The organism is Microbacterium canaveralium, from assembly GCF_047238045.1.
In the GTDB taxonomy this organism is placed as follows: Bacteria; Actinomycetota; Actinomycetes; order Actinomycetales; family Microbacteriaceae; genus Microbacterium.
The window spans coordinates 1,407,563-1,422,056 of sequence record NZ_JBDFMA010000003.1; the positions used below are offsets into that span (position 1 = coordinate 1,407,563).

Genomic DNA, 14,494 nt, shown 5'->3' on the forward strand with positions numbered 1-14,494 from the left:
TCAGCCCCCGCCGACCAGGGCGACGCATGGTCCGAGAAGCACGAGCCACGACGCCGCACTGACGATCAACACGCCCGTCGATACTCTGCGGGTGGCGTCGAAGAACATCCCCACGATGGCCGCGATCGCGATGAGGTAGAACGGCCAAAGAGCACCCCAGATGCCCATCGCACTCAGCAACGACCCGAGCATCACCGGGAAGCCGATGACGTGTGCCAGGCACCCGAGGCCGACGCCGGCGCCGACTCCCGGACCGCGAGAACCCGGCGGTGGCGGTGCGGAGAGACCCGACCCCGGCGCAGACGCGGTCGCTTCCGGCGGTGCCGTGTCCCGGGGCGGCGCGGGGATGCGGATCTCGGTCTCGTCCGGTGGAGCGAATCCGGCCGGATCCGCGGGCTCGACCGGGTGCGCGGGCCCGGCCGCAGCCTCGGGCCCGGCCCCAGCTGCGGTCCCGGCCGCAGCCTCGGCCCCGCTCCCCGCCCCGTGCCCCTCCGGTGCTCCAGGTCCGTCGGGTTGCGCCCTGCCGTCCGGCGGCACCTCGGCGTCGTCGTCAGGAGCGTCAGGTGGCTGAGGCATCCACGTGCCTTTCTGTGCGAGGGGAGCCGGAGGTGAAGTCGCCGCGCCGCGCCATCCAAGCGAGGCGTGCGAGGAGCAGGGGGATCGACACGGCCAGGAAGAGCTGCGGGCGCGTGAGTCCCGCCCACGCCACGTCGTTGCCGCGGACGAACTCGACACCGAACCGGAACACCGCGTACGCGGCGATGAAGAGCGTGAGCGTCTCGCCCGCGGCGATCGGTCGGTGCCGCAGCCAGAACCACAGCAGGCAGAACGCCGCCACGTGGAAGGCGATCTCGTAGACGAAGCTCGGATGCAGCGCGACGCCCGCGGGCGCGCCGACCCGTGCGGCCGCGGCGGGGTCGAGGACGATGCCCCAATCTCCCCCTGTCGGCGTCCCGGGCTTCTCGGTCAGGAAGCATCCGATCCGGCCGATCGCGAGCGCGAGGGCGACGGCGGGAGCGAAGAGATCGCCGCTGCGGTGCGGGTAGCGCACGATGCGCTTCGCGACGTGGACACCGGCCCACGCGCCTACCAACGCCGACAGCATCGATGCGTTTCCACGCGCGAGCTGGTCGAGCAGACTCAGGTTCTGGCTCGGATCGAGATGCTGTGCCCACGTGCCCAGGCGCGAGAACACCGCGGCACCGAGCAGGGCACCGAGCACCAGGTACACGACCCGGGGATCGTCGGCCTTACGCCGACGCTTCTCGATCAGGAAGACGATTCCCGCGGCGGCGAGCGCGATCGTGACCAGCGTGGAATGGGTGTCCCACGGCGGCAGCCACGGGGCGAGATCGGTGAGCGTGGGGAACACGGTCAGCTCCAGACCCGGATCCACATCAGCACCCACAGCGGGATGCAGATCACCGCGAGAACCTCGACGACCCAGAGGTACGCCAGCACCACGCGGGTGTCGCCGAGCTTGCAGCGTGAGCGGAGGAGACCCCCGCGGCGGGCGGCGCGATAGCCGCCGATGGCCACGCCCGCGAAGAGGGCGACCGCGAGGGGGCCGAACAGCGCGGCGAGCACCGCGATCGTCGTGAACACGCACAGCCGCAGCGGATCGAAGTCGCCCGGCGGATCCGCCACCGACGGGTCCCGTTGATTGAGGTGTGCGAACTCCCGGGCGCTCATCGCGCCGCCACCGGCAGGGATCGCCGACCCGTCGCCGTCGAGAGGCGCGTGCGCGACAGCGGGGCCCACGCCTGTACGGCACAGAAGGGCGCGCACTGGTGGGCATCGGTCGTCGCATTGACCGTCCCCACGTGCACACAGCACTGGGTCAACCGCTCTTCGATCATCGTGTTCATGTCCATGAACGGTTTGACGGTGACGCGCAGCACCCGCTCGCCCAGCATGGCGCGCAGGCGCGCGTGCTGGCCGGGGAGCTTGGAGGCGGCCAGCGTCGCGAGCGTTCCGATGCCCAGGTCGCAGTTTCGACAGATATCGCCCCAGATGGATGCCATCGACGGGTGCGACAGCGAGGACTGCTCGCTGAGCAGGTCGAGGAGCGATGTCTTCACCACTTCTCGGATCGCCTTGTTCACGTTCGAATCGGCGATGCGGTTCGCAATGAGGTCGGGGGAGAGGTCGAGGAACTCCTTCAGCCGATCGTGGCCGATGAGTCCCACGAGCGACTTCCACTCGCCGGAGTCGTCCTTGAGGAAGTACCCCACGGAGCAGCAGTGCGGATGACTGCAGGGCAGAGCGGTCAGATCGCGCCAGGTGATGTCGTCGTCGGTCTGCGGTCCGAGGCGGGCGAGGACGCCCGTGTGGGTCAACCGTTCGTTCGGATCGATGCCCGACCCTCGCCCGGACCCGAAGACCGGCTGGATGGTGACGCCGCCCACGTACGGGGTGTTCTGCGCGCGCCGGATGACGGCTCCGATCTCGTCGTCGTTGACGCCGAGCGTCGCGGTCATCGTGAGAGTCGTGAAGACCCCCGCAGCCGAGAGCCGCTCCAGGGCGCGCTCCTTGAATCGGCGGATGTCCGCACCGCGGTGGTAGCTCGACGACTCCGCTGATTCGCCGTCGTACTGCAGGTAGATCTCGACCCGTTGCCGGTGCTTCTTCAACACGTCGACGAACGCGTCATCCTGAGCAATACGCAGCCCGTTCGAGTTGATCAGGATGCGAACCACCGGCCGGGCGACCAGGTGCTCGAGCAGCTGCTCCAACCACGGATAGAGCGTCGGCTCGCCGCCGGAGAGCATGAGGACGTCGATCCGGTCGCGCTCTCTCTCGAGTCGGGCGTCTACCGACGCGAGCACCTCCGCCAACGGGGCGACGGCCGACGCAGCAGGACCGGACTCGGCGAAGCATGTCGGACAGCGAAGGTTGCAATGGTCCGCGAGGTCTTCGAGCAGGATGCACGTGTGCTGCGTCTGCATCGCCGGAAGGCCGTTCTCGTACGCCGCCGGCACGGGCGCGAAGTTGCCGATAGCGTCCGGCGTGTGCACCTTGGTCGGTGCCGTCCACTGCTCGAGATAGGTCAGGATCTCCGCCGACTCGTCGTACAGCGTCCGCACGAGCCCGTGAGTGGCGCACCCGCGTTCCAGCCAGACGGTTCCGTCGCGGTCGGCGAGCCACCCGGACAAGCGCTGCACCTGGTCCAGCGGACGCTCCGGATCCTCTTCGTGACACAGCGGGCAGAAGGCGTTCACGTATCGGTGGATGCGGTAATCGCGAAGGGGCATACCGGTTCCGGGGGGAGTCATCCGGCCACCCTAGCCATGCCGTCGCGGCACCCACCAGGCCTTTTCCACGGCCCACTCGTTGGGGAGGAGCGGTCCTGGGCGCCGCCCGCCGCGGCTCGCCGCCGCGAAAGACGGAAGCGCCGCACCGGATCTCTCCGGTGCGGCGCTTCACGGTTCGTCGCGGATCAGTACCATCCGGACGACTGCGAGTGACCCCAAGCGCCGCACGGGCTGCCGTAGCGACCCGAGATGTACCCGAGACCCCACGAGATCTGCGTCGCGGCGTTCGACTGCCAGTCGGCGCCGGCGGACCCCATCTTGCTGCCGGGCAGAGCCTGCGGGATGCCGTAGGCGCCGCTACCGGCGTTGTACGCGTGGACGTTCCACCCCGATTCGCGGTTCCACAGCGAAACGAGGCAGGAGAACTGGTCGTCGCCCCAGCCGTAGCCGGCCAGCATGCCGCGGGCGGTCGCCTGCGCGCCGCCCGGGCTGTTGTCGCCGGAGCCTCCACCGGTCGAGGGAGCCGCGATCGGCGCCGAGGCAGACGAGGATGACGACGAACCACTGGACGACGACGAGGTCGCCCGTGCCGCGGCGGCCTCTTCCTCGGCCTTCGCCTTGGCGGCGGCTTCGGCCTCCTCGCGCGCCTTCTCCGCGGCTTCCTCGGCCTGCTTCTTCGCCACAGCGGCGTCGAGGCTGCCACGCAGCTGCGCGACGCGCTGGTCGACGGCGGAGGCGGCCGTGGTCACCTGGTCGGTGAACTCGGGCAGGAACGTCGCGGGAAGCGACTCGGCCTCGGTCAGTCGCTGGGTCGCGGCGCTGAGCGCGGCCGTGTCGATCGTGGCGGGCTGGCCGATGTCGAGCCCGGATGCCGCGATGTCGTTCTGCACGCCGGTGGCGGCCTGCGCGGTGGTGTCGGCGGCGGCGACGGCCGCGCGAGCGGCGAGGGCTTCGGGGGCGGCATTCGCCGTGGGCGTGCTGTAGGACGCGAGGCGGAACGATGCCGACGCGAGATCGGTCGACGAGGCGGCGGATGCCAGCGGCGCGGTGCCCGTAAGGGCGGCGGTCGCGATCACTCCGACGGCGAGGACGCCGGCGGTCAGAGCGGGTCTGCGACGTGCTCGGCGGGAGGCCAGGCGACGGTCGCGGCGGTTGGATGAGGGCGTTGCATCAGAGCGCATAAAACCGGTTTCGTGTCACGGGGACGGCGCGGGTTTCGCACGTCCGACCCGCGAAGAGCGGGCACGAAACGGGGAGCCTGGCACGGCAGTCTGGACGGAACCTGGGTGGACTGCGCTTTCCGGGGGTCGGAAAATGGCTGATCTGCGGCTCTTACGGCAGCGGGGTCGGGGCGGTTCTCCCGCGCCCCGACCCCGCTCTCTCAGCCGACGACGACGGGTTCTGCGGGCACGCCGTCGGATTCCGAAGCGGCCAGCGTCGCGCGGGAACGACGACGGAACAGGACCGCGGCGAGCACCGCCCCACCCGCGAAGAAGGCCGCGCCCCAGGTGAACGCGGTCGTGTACCCGGCGACGGCGGCGGGGCCGAGGGCAGCGGGTCCGTCCGCCAGGTGGTCGGTCAGGTAGGTCGTCGTCGCGGTGGCGGCGATCGTGTTGAGCAGGGCTGTGCCGATGGATCCGCCGACCTGCTGGCTCGTGTTGACCATGGCGGATGCCACGCCGGCGAAGTGGCGGTCCACGCCCAGCGTCGCCGTCTGCATGGAGGCGGGCATGATCGAGCCCATCGCGAGGCCGAGGAGCACCAAGCCGGGCAGGACGTCGCTCACGTAGACGCTGTCCACGGTCAAACGCGTGAGAAGGAGCATGCCGATCGCGCCGAGGAGCATGCCGATGGGAACCATGACCTTTGCGCCGAGGCGGGGGAAGAGGAGATTCGTCGACAGCTGCGCGGCGACGACGAGCATCGCCACCATCGGGAGGAATGCCAGCCCGGTCTGAATGGGACTGAACTTCAGTGTCGCCTGCAGGAAGTAGGTGACGAACAGGAAGATGCCGAACATGCTCGCGCCCGCGATGAGGATCGACAGGTACGCGGCCGACCGGTTGCGATCGACCAGGATGACGAGGGGGAGGAGCGGGTGGGACGCCCGGCGCTGCCACAGCACGAACCCGGTCAGAAGGACCGCGGCCGCCGCGAGCGGTACCCAGCTCAGCGGCGAGTCCCATCCCTCGGTCTCCGCGTTGGCGAATCCGTAGACGACGCCGAACAGACCGGCCGACACCAGGACGGTGCCGGGGAGGTCGAGGCGCGGCCGCGGGCCGTCGCTCTCGACGCGGCCGACGAAGACGAGGGTGCCGATGATCGCGACGATCGCGAACGCCACGTTGATGTAGAGGTTCCAGCGCCAGTCGAGGGCCTCGGTGAGGAAGCCGCCGAGAAGCAGCCCGACGGCGCCACCGGCGCCGGCGATCGCGCCGAAGACGCCGAACGCACGGGCACGCTCCTTCGGGATGGTGAAGGTCGTCGTCAGAACGGCGAGTGCGGTCGGCGCGAGCAGCGCGCTGAAGACGCCCTGCAAGGCGCGGGCCGCGACGAGCACGCCGAAGTCGGGCGCGGCCCCGCCGAGCGCGGAGGCTGCGGCGAATCCGATGAGGCCGACGATGAAGGTGCGCTTGCGCCCGAAGAGGTCGGAGAGCCGGCCGCCGAGGAGCAGGAGCGAGCCGAAGGCGAGGGAGTAGGCCGTGACGACCCACTGGCGGTCGCCGTCGGAGAAGCCGAGGTCGGCCTGGGCGGACGGAAGGGCGATGTTCACGACGGTCGCATCGAGGACGACCATCAGCTGGGCGATGCCGACGATGGCGAGTGTCAGCCAACGTCGGCGGGACGGAGTCGCGGAAGCCGACCCAGCGGTCGGCGCGGCGGAGGTGGAGGTCATGCGCACAACATATACGGAACGTCAGAGTTTCGGAAATGAAATGTTCCTGAAACACTGTGTCTCGTAATGACGTAGGCTCAAGGCATCCGAACGGAAGGACGCTCGATGACGACGGCCCCGGAACAGACCGCCACCGAGGCTCCCCGGCTCGGTCGCAAACGCGACCTCAGCCGAGACCCGGAGATCCTCGAAGCGGCGCTCGATGTGCTCGCCGAGACGGGTTTCGAGCGAATGACGATCGATGAGGTCGCGACCCGGGCGCGCGCCGGCAAGGCGACGCTCTACCGACGCTGGCCATCGAAGTCCGAGCTCGTGATCGACGCGGTCGCGTGCATGAAGCGGGGCGCCTACGACCTCTCCGCCCTGCCCGACACCGGCACGCTGCGCGGAGACCTCGTCGCGATGATCAAGGAGCCTTCGATCGCCGACGCCCAGCGCAAGATGCAGGTGATGGCGGGCATCGTCTCGATGCTGTCGCGGTCGCCCGAACTCGCCGATGTCGCCGAACAGGCGCTGGTGGCCCCGCGCCGCGAGGCCAATCGTCTCCTGATCCAGCGCGCGATCGCGCGGGGAGAGGTGTCGGATGCCGTCGACGCCGACCTCGTCGCCTCTGTCGGCTCCGCCATGATCGCGCAGCGCATGCTCATCGAGCGCAAGCCGGTCACGCGGGCGTTCCTGCTCTCGATCATCGACTCCATCGTCTTGCCCGCGCTCGGTCTGCGCGCAGGGGACTGAGTGTCGGAGGCGGGCAGCTCGGCCCGACCTCTCGGGGCTGGATTCTGATAGCCTTGAGCGTCACTTGTGTGGCTCGTTCCGCACGCCTGGGCCCTGGGCCCTGTGGCATCGCACGAAAACACTCCGCTTCGCTTCGGCTCGTCGCATCCGCTCGCCTCCGGGCGGCGAACGCGTCGGCCGACGTGATCCACCCGGGTCGCGTCGAAAGAGTCGAAGCCCGACACCAATCCAACTAGGACAACCCACTACATGACTACCGCAACGACCGCCCCGGCCATCAAGCAGGTCGCGATCAACGACATCGGCTCTGCTGAAGACTTCCTGGCCGCGGTCGAGAAGACCCTGAAGTTCTTCAACGACGGCGACCTCATCGAGGGCACCGTGGTGAAGATCGACCGCGACGAGGTGCTCCTCGACGTCGGTTACAAGACCGAGGGTGTCATCCCCTCGCGCGAGCTTTCGATCAAGCACGACGTCGACCCCAACGAGGTCGTCAACGTCGGCGATCACGTCGAGGCCCTCGTTCTCCAGAAGGAGGACAAGGAAGGCCGTCTCATCCTGTCCAAGAAGCGCGCCCAGTACGAGCGTGCATGGGGCGACGTCGAGAAGATCAAGGAGAACGACGGTGTCGTCACCGGCTCCGTGATCGAGGTCGTCAAGGGTGGCCTCATCGTCGACATCGGCCTCCGCGGCTTCCTGCCGGCGTCGCTCATCGAGCTGCGCCGCGTCCGTGACCTGACGCCGTACCTCGGTCAGGAGATCGAGGCGAAGATCCTCGAGCTCGACAAGAACCGCAACAACGTCGTGCTCTCGCGCCGTGCCCTGCTCGAGCAGACGCAGTCCGAGTCGCGCACCACGTTCCTCAACAACCTCCACAAGGGGCAGGTCCGCAAGGGCACGGTCTCGTCGATCGTCAACTTCGGTGCGTTCGTCGACCTGGGTGGCGTCGACGGTCTCGTCCACGTCTCCGAGCTCTCCTGGAAGCACATCGAGCACGCCTCCGAGGTCGTCGAGGTGGGCCAGGAGGTCACCGTCGAGATCCTCGAGGTCGACCTCGACCGCGAGCGTGTCTCCCTGTCGCTCAAGGCGACGCAGGAAGACCCGTGGCAGGTGTTCGCCCGTACCCACGCGATCGGCCAGATCGCTCCGGGCAAGGTCACCAAGCTCGTTCCCTTCGGTGCGTTTGTTCGCGTTGCCGACGGCATCGAGGGCCTCGTGCACATCTCGGAGCTCTCGGGCAAGCACGTTGAGCTCGCCGAGCAGGTCGTGTCGGTCGGCGAAGAGGTCTTCGTCAAGATCATCGACATCGACCTCGAGCGTCGTCGCATCTCGCTGTCGCTGAAGCAGGCCAACGAGTCGGTCGACCCCAACGGCACCGAGTTCGACCCGGCCCTGTATGGCATGGTCACCGAGTACGACGAGCGTGGCGAGTACAAGTACCCCGAGGGCTTCGACCCCGAGTCCGGTGCATGGCTCGAGGGCTTCGACACTCAGCGCGAGCAGTGGGAGCAGGAGTACGCCGCGGCCCAGGGTCGCTGGGAGGCTCACAAGGCCGCTGTCGCCAAGGCCCTCGAGGCCGAGGCGGCCAACCCGACGGACGCTGGTTCCTTTGGTGGTTCGTTCTCGTCGGAGTCGCCCGTCCAGGGCACCCTCGCCGACGACGAGTCCCTCGCGGCTCTGCGGGAGAAGCTCAGCGGTCGCTGATCCTCTCGCCCTCACCGAAGGCCGGTACCTCCTCGGAGGTATCGGCCTTCGGTCGTTCCGGCGCAAGCCCCGGCTTCGGCTGGGACGGTTCGCGACAATGGACCCATGGCTTCTCGACTTCCTTTGCTCCTCGCCCTCGCCGGCTCCGCCGTGCTCTTCCTCGCGATCGCGTTCGTGTACGTCCTGGTGATCGGTGCGATCTTCTTCGGCGGCATCGAGTTCACCGGGGGATCGGTGGATGCCGCCGCCTCGGTGCCGTCGATCCCCTCACTGATCTGACCCTCCCTGACCGCAGACCGCCCGCTGCGGGCCAAACGTGCCGATTCCGCGCTTTTCCGCGGTTTCGGGGGTGCGACACGCCCGGGGTGTGGTGTGGATTGGACGAGTGGGTGGGATCCGCGTAACTTATTACTTGTTCGCCCCACAGGGGAGAGCGGAGCGGCCGAAAGGCCCCGCGTCCTCTCAAGCGGCGAACAAGACCCAAGACCTACTCCGCATGGTGTAGAGTTTTGGTTCTGGTCTTCGACCGGCTTCCACGACGCTGATCCCTTGACGGGTCCCACTGTGTGAGGCAGGGCGGAGGTCGAATAAGGTAGTGAGTTGCCTCATGGTTACGGTCTTTTGGGCTGGTTCTGTGGGTGCGTCCGTTCCTTGAGAACTCAACAGCGTGCACTTGTCAAATGCCAATTTATTCCTCGTTGGTCCGTTTCGGCGGATTGCGAGTAATTCCTTTGGATCAAAGTCCAACCCTTTGGGGTTGGCATCTGGATAGTCAGTTTTGACTTCCTGTTTGGTCAGATTGAACTCGTCTGTCCCGACCTTATTCCGGTTGGGTGGGCATTTTTCTTTTACGGAGAGTTTGATCCTGGCTCAGGATGAACGCTGGCGGCGTGCTTAACACATGCAAGTCGAACGGTGAAGCCAAGCTTGCTTGGTGGATCAGTGGCGAACGGGTGAGTAACACGTGAGCAACCTGCCCTGGACTCTGGGATAAGCGCTGGAAACGGTGTCTAATACTGGATATGAGCTCTCATCGCATGGTGGGGGTTGGAAAGATTTTTCGGTCTGGGATGGGCTCGCGGCCTATCAGCTTGTTGGTGAGGTAATGGCTCACCAAGGCGTCGACGGGTAGCCGGCCTGAGAGGGTGACCGGCCACACTGGGACTGAGACACGGCCCAGACTCCTACGGGAGGCAGCAGTGGGGAATATTGCACAATGGGCGGAAGCCTGATGCAGCAACGCCGCGTGAGGGATGACGGCCTTCGGGTTGTAAACCTCTTTTAGCAGGGAAGAAGCGAGAGTGACGGTACCTGCAGAAAAAGCGCCGGCTAACTACGTGCCAGCAGCCGCGGTAATACGTAGGGCGCAAGCGTTATCCGGAATTATTGGGCGTAAAGAGCTCGTAGGCGGTTTGTCGCGTCTGCTGTGAAATCCCGAGGCTCAACCTCGGGCCTGCAGTGGGTACGGGCAGACTAGAGTGCGGTAGGGGAGATTGGAATTCCTGGTGTAGCGGTGGAATGCGCAGATATCAGGAGGAACACCGATGGCGAAGGCAGATCTCTGGGCCGTAACTGACGCTGAGGAGCGAAAGGGTGGGGAGCAAACAGGCTTAGATACCCTGGTAGTCCACCCCGTAAACGTTGGGAACTAGTTGTGGGGACCATTCCACGGTTTCCGTGACGCAGCTAACGCATTAAGTTCCCCGCCTGGGGAGTACGGCCGCAAGGCTAAAACTCAAAGGAATTGACGGGGACCCGCACAAGCGGCGGAGCATGCGGATTAATTCGATGCAACGCGAAGAACCTTACCAAGGCTTGACATACACCAGAACACCGTAGAAATACGGGACTCTTTGGACACTGGTGAACAGGTGGTGCATGGTTGTCGTCAGCTCGTGTCGTGAGATGTTGGGTTAAGTCCCGCAACGAGCGCAACCCTCGTTCTATGTTGCCAGCACGTAATGGTGGGAACTCATGGGATACTGCCGGGGTCAACTCGGAGGAAGGTGGGGATGACGTCAAATCATCATGCCCCTTATGTCTTGGGCTTCACGCATGCTACAATGGCCGGTACAAAGGGCTGCAATACCGTGAGGTGGAGCGAATCCCAAAAAGCCGGTCCCAGTTCGGATTGAGGTCTGCAACTCGACCTCATGAAGTCGGAGTCGCTAGTAATCGCAGATCAGCAACGCTGCGGTGAATACGTTCCCGGGTCTTGTACACACCGCCCGTCAAGTCATGAAAGTCGGTAACACCTGAAGCCGGTGGCCCAACCCTTGTGGAGGGAGCCGTCGAAGGTGGGATCGGTAATTAGGACTAAGTCGTAACAAGGTAGCCGTACCGGAAGGTGCGGCTGGATCACCTCCTTTCTAAGGAGCATCTGACGCCCTGTAGTGGGGTTGTTCAGGCGCCGGATCAGACCGAATGTGTCTGCCGGTTAGCTCATGGGTGGAACGTTTGACTTGGTGGCGGAGATGATGGTTTCGGGTTTAGTACGTGGTTTTCCACTGGAACGGTCTGGGTCGGAGTTTTTGTCACATGCACGCTGTTGGGTCCTGAGGGGCCGGGCGCTGATTGCGGGTCTTTGGGCTTGTGGTTGGTGGCTGTTCCTCTAGGGCCTTTTCCTGGTGTCACGGTCGTGGCATGTCGGGGGGAGGGTACCGCCCGTACTTTGAGAACTACACAGTGGACGCGAGCATCTTCCATGCAGCCTTTTGGGGTTGTGTGGTGTAGATGATCTTAAAGATCATTAGTCAATTTTTTGACGATTCAACTCATGTGATTTCAAGTCTTTAAGAGCAAACGGTGGATGCCTTGGCATCTGGAGCCGAAGAAGGACGTAGCAATCTGCGATAAGCCTCGGGGAACTGATAAGCGAGTTTTGATCCGAGGGTGTCCGAATGGGGAAACCCCGCCAGGGCGCGTGCGTACCTGGTGACTCCCGCCTGAATATATAGGGCGGGTAGAGGGAACGTGGGGAAGTGAAACATCTCAGTACCCACAGGAAGAGAAAGCAAAAGCGATTCCGTGAGTAGTGGCGAGCGAAACCGGAAGAGGCTAAACCTAGCGTGTGTGATAGCCGGCAGGTGTTGCATGTTGGGGGTTGTGGGACTTTTCTGATTGTTCTGCCGAGCAGTCGACGTGACAAGAGGGTATAGACGAACGGTTTTGAATGGCCGGTCATAGAGGGTGCGAACCCCGTAGTCGAAATGCCTGTTCTTGGCGTGAAGAGTATCCCAAGTAGCACGGGGCCCGAGAAATCCCGTGTGAATCTGTCAGGACCACCTGATAAGCCTAAATACTCCCAGATGACCGATAGCGGACAAGTACCGTGAGGGAAAGGTGAAAAGTACCCCGGGAGGGGAGTGAAATAGTACCTGAAACCGTTTGCTTACAAACCGTTGGAGCCTCCTTAGTAGGGGTGACAGCGTGCCTTTTGAAGAATGAGCCTGCGAGTTAGCGATACGTGGCGAGGTTAACCCGTGTGGGGTAGCCGTAGCGAAAGCGAGTCTGAATAGGGCGATTCAGTCGCGTGTCCTAGACCCGAAGCGAAGTGATCTATCCATGGCCAGGTTGAAGCGACGGTAAGACGTCGTGGAGGACCGAACCCACTTAGGTTGAAAACTGAGGGGATGAGCTGTGGATAGGGGTGAAAGGCCAATCAAACTTCGTGATAGCTGGTTCTCTCCGAAATGCATTTAGGTGCAGCGTTGCGTGTTTCTTGCCGGAGGTAGAGCTACTGGATGGCCGATGGGCCCTACAAGGTTACTGACGTCAGCCAAACTCCGAATGCCGGTAAGTGAGAGCGCAGCAGTGAGACTGTGGGGGATAAGCTTCATAGTCGAGAGGGAAACAACCCAGACCACCATCTAAGGTCCCTAAGCGCGTGCTAAGTGGGAAAGGATGTGGAGTTGCTTAGACAACCAGGAGGTTGGCTTAGAAGCAGCCACCCTTGAAAGAGTGCGTAATAGCTCACTGGTCAAGTGATTCCGCGCCGACAATGTAACGGGGCTCAAGCACGCCACCGAAGTTGTGGCATTGACATTTTTGGTAGGCCTTCGTGGTCCAGCCGTGTTGATGGGTAGGAGAGCGTCGTGTCGCGAGTGAAGCGGCGGGGTGACCCAGCCGTGGACGCGACACGAGTGAGAATGCAGGCATGAGTAGCGAAAGACGTGTGAGAAACACGTCCTCCGAAAGACCAAGGGTTCCAGGGTCAAGCTAATCTTCCCTGGGTAAGTCGGGACCTAAGGCGAGGCCGACAGGCGTAGTCGATGGACAACGGGTTGATATTCCCGTACCGGCGAAGAACCGCCCAAGCTAATCCAGTGGTGCTAAGAGTCCTAGCTCAGAATTTTCCGGATCCCTTCGGGGTGATGGTTGTCTGTGTGAACGCTCGACCCCATGCTGGTGCGGCTAGCGTATTAACAGGTGTGACGCAGGAAGGTAGCCCAAGCCAGGCGATGGTAGTCCTGGTGCAAGTGCGTAGGCCGAGTGATAGGCAAATCCGTCACTCGCATAGGCTGAGACACGATGCGGATAAAAAGTGGGTGATCCTATGCTGCCGAGAAAAGCATCGACGCGAGGTTCTAGCCGCCCGTACCCCAAACCGACTCAGGTGGTCAGGTAGAGAATACCAAGGAGATCGAGAGAATCGTGGTTAAGGAACTCGGCAAAATGCCCCCGTAACTTCGGGAGAAGGGGGGCCATCCACTTATTAGGACTTGCTCCGAAAGGGTGTGGTGGCCGCAGAGACTAGTGGGTAGCGACTGTTTACTAAAAACACAGGTCCGTGCCAAGTCGCAAGACGATGTATACGGACTGACGCCTGCCCGGTGCTGGAAGGTTAAGAGGACCGGTTAGCCGCAAGGCGAAGCTGAGAATTTAAGCCCCAGTAAACGGCGGTGGTAACTATAACCATCCTAAGGTAGCGAAATTCCTTGTCGGGTAAGTTCCGACCTGCACGAATGGCGTAACGACTTCCCAACTGTCTCAACCGCGAACTCGGCGAAATTGCATTACGAGTAAAGATGCTCGTTACGCGCAGCAGGACGGAAAGACCCCGTGACCTTTACTACAGCTTGGTATTGGTGTTCGGTGTGGCTTGTGTAGGATAGGTGGGAGACTGTGAAGCGGACACGCCAGTGTTCGTGGAGTCATTGTTGAAATACCACTCTGGTCACTCTGGATATCTAACTTAGGACCGTGATCCGGTTCAGGGACAGTGCCTGGTGGGTAGTTTAACTGGGGCGGTTGCCTCCCAAAATGTAACGGAGGCGCCCAAAGGTTCCCTCAACCTGGTTGGCAATCAGGTGGCGAGTGTAAGTGCACAAGGGAGCTTGACTGTGAGACTGACAGGTCGAGCAGGGACGAAAGTCGGGACTAGTGATCCGGCAGTGGCTTGTGGAAGCGCTGTCGCTCAACGGATAAAAGGTACCTCGGGGATAACAGGCTGATCTTGCCCAAGAGTCCATATCGACGGCATGGTTTGGCACCTCGATGTCGGCTCGTCGCATCCTGGGGCTGGAGTAGGTCCCAAGGGTTGGGCTGTTCGCCCATTAAAGCGGTACGCGAGCTGGGTTTAGAACGTCGTGAGACAGTTCGGTCCCTATCCGCTGCGCGCGTAGGAAGTTTGAGAGGATCTGACCCTAGTACGAGAGGACCGGGTTGGACGAACCTCTGGTGTGTCAGTTGTTCCGCCAGGAGCACCGCTGATTAGCTACGTTCGGGATGGATAACCGCTGAAAGCATCTAAGCGGGAAGCCGGCCTCAAGATGAGACTTCCATACCATTTATGGTGAGAGGCTCCCAGCCAGACTACTGGGTTGATAGGCCGGATGTGGAAGCGTAGTAATACGTGAAGCTGACCGGTACTAATAAGCCGATGACTTGATAACACACCGTTTTT

General features: G+C 63.5%; 9 protein-coding genes and 2 rRNA genes. 5 read left to right on the forward strand and 6 right to left on the reverse strand.

The features are described 5' to 3' along the window. The 6 genes from ABC271_RS07675 to ABC271_RS07700 all read right to left on the reverse strand — a co-directional run bounded on the left by ABC271_RS07675 (position 1) and on the right by ABC271_RS07700 (position 6,150). Positions 1 to 576 carry a hypothetical protein gene (locus ABC271_RS07675; protein ID WP_412924305.1) on the reverse strand — a complete coding sequence of 192 codons (576 nt, stop codon included), beginning with the start codon at positions 574 to 576 and terminating at the stop codon, positions 1 to 3. Continuing rightward, positions 560 to 1,408 carry a prolipoprotein diacylglyceryl transferase gene (locus ABC271_RS07680; RefSeq protein WP_412924306.1) on the reverse strand — a complete coding sequence of 283 codons (849 nt, stop codon included), beginning with the start codon at positions 1,406 to 1,408 and terminating at the stop codon, positions 560 to 562. The genes ABC271_RS07675 and ABC271_RS07680 overlap by 17 nt, the downstream gene beginning before the upstream one ends. Next, complete coding sequence (locus tag ABC271_RS07685; protein WP_412924307.1) at positions 1,375 to 1,692, reverse strand: hypothetical protein; 318 nt, start codon at positions 1,690 to 1,692, stop codon at positions 1,375 to 1,377. The genes ABC271_RS07680 and ABC271_RS07685 overlap by 34 nt, the downstream gene beginning before the upstream one ends. Continuing rightward, the gene (locus ABC271_RS07690; RefSeq protein WP_412924308.1) at positions 1,689 to 3,275 is read right to left on the reverse strand and encodes a radical SAM protein; all 1,587 of its coding nucleotides are present in this window, start codon (positions 3,273 to 3,275) and stop codon (positions 1,689 to 1,691) included. The genes ABC271_RS07685 and ABC271_RS07690 overlap by 4 nt, the downstream gene beginning before the upstream one ends. A 164-nt stretch (positions 3,276 to 3,439) precedes the next feature. Further along, entirely contained in the window at positions 3,440 to 4,435 is a 996-nt protein-coding gene (locus ABC271_RS07695) for an aggregation-promoting factor C-terminal-like domain-containing protein (RefSeq protein WP_412924309.1), read from the reverse strand. 200 nt (positions 4,436 to 4,635) lie between these two features. Then, positions 4,636 to 6,150 carry an MFS transporter gene (locus ABC271_RS07700; protein WP_412924310.1) on the reverse strand — a complete coding sequence of 505 codons (1,515 nt, stop codon included), beginning with the start codon at positions 6,148 to 6,150 and terminating at the stop codon, positions 4,636 to 4,638. Between the two features lie 105 nt (positions 6,151 to 6,255). On the opposite strand from ABC271_RS07700, the gene ABC271_RS07705 reads away from it, so the two are divergent. From ABC271_RS07705 to ABC271_RS07725, 5 genes are all read left to right on the forward strand, one after another. After that, positions 6,256 to 6,885, forward strand: coding sequence for a TetR/AcrR family transcriptional regulator (locus ABC271_RS07705; RefSeq protein ID WP_412924311.1), 630 nt, complete (start codon positions 6,256 to 6,258; stop codon positions 6,883 to 6,885). A gap of 249 nt (positions 6,886 to 7,134) precedes the next feature. After that, positions 7,135 to 8,589, forward strand: a complete 1,455-nt coding sequence (gene rpsA / locus ABC271_RS07710) for a 30S ribosomal protein S1 (protein ID WP_412924312.1) — start codon at positions 7,135 to 7,137, stop codon at positions 8,587 to 8,589. Between the two features lie 105 nt (positions 8,590 to 8,694). After that, positions 8,695 to 8,868, forward strand: a complete 174-nt coding sequence (locus ABC271_RS07715) for a hypothetical protein (RefSeq protein ID WP_412924313.1) — start codon at positions 8,695 to 8,697, stop codon at positions 8,866 to 8,868. 568 nt (positions 8,869 to 9,436) lie between these two features. Further along, positions 9,437 to 10,958, forward strand: a 16S ribosomal RNA gene (locus ABC271_RS07720). A 413-nt stretch (positions 10,959 to 11,371) separates the two neighbouring features. Then, a 23S ribosomal RNA gene (locus ABC271_RS07725) occupies positions 11,372 to 14,483 on the forward strand. The 16S and 23S rRNA genes sit together here, the layout of an rRNA operon. Positions 14,484 to 14,494 lie beyond the last annotated feature (11 nt).

Coding starts and splice junctions, on each gene's coding strand:
- ABC271_RS07685 (WP_412924307.1), bottom strand. CDS start 1,692: ATGAGCGCCCGGGAGTTCGCACACCTCAATCAACGGGACCCGTCGGTG.
- rpsA (WP_412924312.1), top strand. CDS start 7,135: ATGACTACCGCAACGACCGCCCCGGCCATCAAGCAGGTCGCGATCAAC.
- ABC271_RS07700 (WP_412924310.1), bottom strand. CDS start 6,150: ATGACCTCCACCTCCGCCGCGCCGACCGCTGGGTCGGCTTCCGCGACT.
- ABC271_RS07675 (WP_412924305.1), bottom strand. CDS start 576: ATGCCTCAGCCACCTGACGCTCCTGACGACGACGCCGAGGTGCCGCCG.
- ABC271_RS07705 (WP_412924311.1), top strand. CDS start 6,256: ATGACGACGGCCCCGGAACAGACCGCCACCGAGGCTCCCCGGCTCGGT.
- ABC271_RS07690 (WP_412924308.1), bottom strand. CDS start 3,275: ATGACTCCCCCCGGAACCGGTATGCCCCTTCGCGATTACCGCATCCAC.
- ABC271_RS07715 (WP_412924313.1), top strand. CDS start 8,695: ATGGCTTCTCGACTTCCTTTGCTCCTCGCCCTCGCCGGCTCCGCCGTG.
- ABC271_RS07695 (WP_412924309.1), bottom strand. CDS start 4,435: ATGCGCTCTGATGCAACGCCCTCATCCAACCGCCGCGACCGTCGCCTG.